Consider the following 3972-nt stretch of genomic DNA (forward strand, 5'->3'; position numbering starts at 1 on the left):
GTCTGCATGTCCATAGGCTACTATGGACTGTCGGATATTTACGGCAACATTGCGCTCCCTAGACATTACCAAAGACGCGTTGTAACATTGTAAGGACGTGAGGTGGGGCATGATCAAGAGATTACAAAAGCATGGGAACAGCGTGGCGCTGATTATCGAAAAGCCGGTGATGCAGGCCCTGGGCATTACGGAAGACACTCCCCTGCAAGTCACGGTCAATGGCAATGCACTCGTCATTACGCCGGTGAATGTCGGGGTGGGACCCGAGCGCGTGACGGCCACGGTCAAAGAGCTGCGGAAGAGGTATGGGCCGATGTTGAAGCGGCTCGCGGACTAACATAGTGGAAGAGGTCCTCTTTCTCAGTGTGGACGACGTGCTGTTGCTCCACCGCGATACGATTGACAGTGATGGTGGCTCACATGGCGTGAGAGATTACGGCCTGCTGGATGCAGCTGGGGCCATGCCGCGCCAGCAATTCGGCGGGAAATATCTCCATGAAGATGTTGCCGCGATGGCGGCTGCCTACATGTTGCACATCGCCCAGAATCATCCCTTTGTTGATGGAAACAAGCGAGCCGCGGTTCTGTCTGCGCTGGTCTTCCTCAATGTGAATGGAATTGAGACGCTTCCGGATCCCAAGGAACTGGAGTCGGTTACGCTTCAGCTGGCTGCTGGAGAAATGGGAAAGGACATACTGACGCGGTGGCTTCGGAACCAAATATCTGGAAAGAAATAGAACCAACCGAACGCTGAACTCCTCTACGGTTCCACCGTGACCTCCACAAATGCCGGCAGACTGTCTGCCCCCTTCTTGTCCGTGACACGCAATTTAAACCGATAGGTTCGGGCCTCTGAAACCGTTGGGGCGAGGAATGAGGCCTCTGAATTGTTGGCATCCAGAAGGGATACCTTACTGCCGCGGACTTGGATCCAGCTATAGTAGAGCGCTTCGCCTTCCGGGTCACGGCTCTTGAGTCCACTCAGTTTGACTCTGGTACCAGCCTTGACGGACTTGTTCACTCCGGCATCGGCAATTGGCGGTTCATTTGGCTCGTCATTCACATTGACGTCGACGTCTAATGTGGCCTGTCTACCTCGATTGGTGATGGTGAGGGTGGCTTGGCCATTCCCTACGATCTGAAGCAAACCTCCAGGCAAAATCCTGAGGACTTTTGGGCTTGAAGACTCATAGCTGGTCCCGCTGGCTGGGTTGCCGATGCGCCGGGTGACTCCATCCTCAAAGACACCGACGACGGGAAGCTCAAAGATCTTGCCCGTCGAATCCACATGGCCAAAGGCTGATGATTGCCCGGCGCGTCCCAATTGCAACGGCTTCTCTGTTTCAAAGTCGATCGCGGTGAGGGCAGTGGGAGGGGTCACGTGCAGGATCACTTCATCGAACACGGATCTGGTTCCCAATCGCCCACGAGAGATTTCAGCCACGGCTAGGAGGCGCATCGGTCCAATGGTATCGTGTGGAACGTGGAGTAGGCCGCCAAACGGAGGTTCTGTTTCGATGGATCCAATCATGGTGACTGGTGCGACGATGGAGCCTGTGGCGGTTGAGTCATCCTGCTCAACCAGGACTTCATCCTGCTCACCGTACCAATAGTAGCGGACCTTGCCGATGCCGGTGTCCTTACCCAAATCCACCCGCGCAGTAATGGTGGTTCCTGCAACGAGCTTGGCCCCGTCTGCTGGCTTAGTGATATTGAAGGCATGAACCGACGAAGCCATTGCAAGGCAAGTGGTGAAGAAGGCAAGGCGAAAGATCCGAAGCCGTGCTTCACGTTTCACGAGCCACGTTTCATGACGCCTTGTCATCGCGTCAAGTGATAGGGGACGTCAATGAGAATCACGCGTTCTTTGAACAACAGTGAGGCTTTGAGCATGAACGCCCGTTGGTTATGCAGGATGTTTTGCCACCACCGTGCTGGAAGGATCTCCGGGATCACGACGGTCACCCAGGTATTCTGATCTTTCTCGAGCACTTCCTCGACGTAGTCGAGGAGCGACCCGAGGACTGAGCGATAGGGTGACGACAGCGCGATCAAATTCACGCCGCCTCCCCATTGAGCCCATTGAATCTTGACCTTGGCGCTTTCTTCAGGATCCACATCGATGAACACCGCCCGAATTTCGCCCGGGCGACTTCGAGCATAGTCCAGTGCACGAACTACGGCACGATTCATTCCACTGACGGGAATAATGACGATATTGCGGCGAGGCAGTGGCGGTCGTTCCCCTCGGCGGTCCAATGCGACCTGCTCGCTGACGGCCTTATAGTGCGAGCGGATTCCCTGAAATATGAGGAGGAGGATGGCGACGAGCACAAAGACGATCCACGCACCCTGCATGAACTTGGTGCTGGCGATAATGATTGTCGCAATGCCGGTCGTCAGGGCACCGACCCCGTTGACGATCAGTTTCGTCTGCCAGTGTGGTCCCTTCTTCTCCAGCCATCGTTTGACCATACCGGCCTGAGACAATGTAAAGGACGCAAACACCCCGATGGCGTACAAGGGGATCAACCCGTGTGTGTCTCCCTCGAAGATGACGAGCAAGAGGCAGGCAAAGAACCCCAGAATGATGATGCCGTTCGAAAATACCAGTCGATCACCGAATGTTGCCATCTGATGGGGCATGAACCCGTCACGAGCCAGAATCGACGCCAGGTGTGGAAAGCCGGCAAAGGCACTGTTCGCCGCTAGGACGAGCAACGCCATGGTGCCGATTTGAACGGAGTAGTAGATGGGGCCTGTGCCGAACGTCAATCGAGCGAGCTGGGAAATTACGGTTTCATCAACCTTTGCCAGGATCCCATGGTGATAGGCCATCCAGCTGATGCCCATGAAGAGCGACGCCAAAATTGTGGACATCCAGACCATGGTGATGGCGGCGTTTTGTGGCTCCGGCGAACGAAAGGCCTTGACCCCGTTTGAAATCACTTCCATTCCGGTCACCGCTGAGCATCCTGCTGCAAAGGCACGGAGGATGAGAAACAGGGTCAGCGCTTCTGTCTCGACAGGGGTTGGGGCGGGGAGGACTGCGCCGGTACTTGCTAGAGATCGAACGGTCCCGACGAGAACCAGAAGGCCAAGGGCTCCTATGGCAAAATAGGTTGGGACAGCAAAAAACTTGCCGGACTCGCGAACTCCACGGAGATTCATGATGATCATAAACAGAATGGCGACCAATCCAAGGGCTTCGCGGTGCACGAAGAGACTCGGGATAGCGGATGTCAGGGCTGCAATGCCGGCGGCTACGCTGACCGCCACAGTTAAGACATAGTCGATCATCAGGGCTGCAGCTGCCACGAGAGCCGGCCGGTCGCCCAGGTTGGTTCGTGCGACGACGTAAGCCCCACCTCCTTCCGGATACTCGTGGATGATCTGCCGGTAGGAGATCGTCAACACCAAGACCAGAAACAGGATCGCGAAGCTTACGGGAATCGACCAGGCAATGGCTGCCGGACCAGCGAGAATCAAGACCAGGAGGATTTCTTCTGTTCCATAAGCAACGGATGAAATCGCGTTCGAGGAGAAGATGGCAAGAGCGATTGTTTTGGAGAGCCGTTCATGCCTTGCTTGAGCGGTCTTCAGGGGGTCTCCGACCAACCAGCGTTTCAGAAACATAGAGGGATTATCTCACAATCCTTGAACTTGGGTGAATGTTAAGATGGTCTTCCTATAGGGCGAAAGACCTATAGTAGGCCACGCCCGGTTCTGGCTTGCGAGCCCCACAGTAACCTCTGTACGAGTTGACGCACAAAGACTGATAGGGTATGGTAACCCTACATTTCTCTTGTGCTAGTCCGGCGAGAGAAATGCTTCAACCATAACGGACTTCGCGATCGCATCGCGACCAGGTCCAGTTTGGAGCAGCACCACCCGGTTGTTTCTCCCCTCGGTTCTCTGATCCCGTCATAATGCGATCAAACTGAAAGGATAGTTTAGTGGATACGTCTGCTT

4 protein-coding genes are annotated in these 3972 nt (G+C 55.1%); 2 read left to right on the forward strand and 2 right to left on the reverse strand.

The genetic code is table 11. The features are described 5' to 3' along the window. Window positions 1-109: 109 nt before the first annotated feature. Both ACMTNU_RS20160 and ACMTNU_RS20165 read left to right on the forward strand, forming a co-directional pair. Complete coding sequence (locus ACMTNU_RS20160; protein ID WP_413937088.1) at window positions 110-337, forward strand: AbrB/MazE/SpoVT family DNA-binding domain-containing protein; 228 nt, start codon at window positions 110-112, stop codon at window positions 335-337. Between the two features lie 4 nt (window positions 338-341). Then, window positions 342-737, forward strand: coding sequence for a type II toxin-antitoxin system death-on-curing family toxin (locus ACMTNU_RS20165; RefSeq protein ID WP_413937089.1), 396 nt, complete (start codon window positions 342-344; stop codon window positions 735-737). Window positions 738-760: 23 nt separating this feature from the next. Here ACMTNU_RS20165 and ACMTNU_RS20170 read toward each other — a convergent pair whose 3' ends face one another. Beyond that, the gene (locus tag ACMTNU_RS20170) at window positions 761-1798 is read right to left on the reverse strand and encodes a PKD domain-containing protein (protein ID WP_413937090.1); all 1038 of its coding nucleotides are present in this window, start codon (window positions 1796-1798) and stop codon (window positions 761-763) included. 23 nt (window positions 1799-1821) lie between these two features. Then, the gene (locus tag ACMTNU_RS20175; RefSeq protein WP_413937091.1) at window positions 1822-3636 is read right to left on the reverse strand and encodes an APC family permease; all 1815 of its coding nucleotides are present in this window, start codon (window positions 3634-3636) and stop codon (window positions 1822-1824) included. Between the last annotated feature and the right edge of the window lie 336 nt (window positions 3637-3972).

This window comes from Nitrospira sp. BLG_1 (assembly GCF_047338595.1).
Classification (GTDB): Bacteria; Nitrospirota; Nitrospiria; order Nitrospirales; family Nitrospiraceae; genus Nitrospira_D.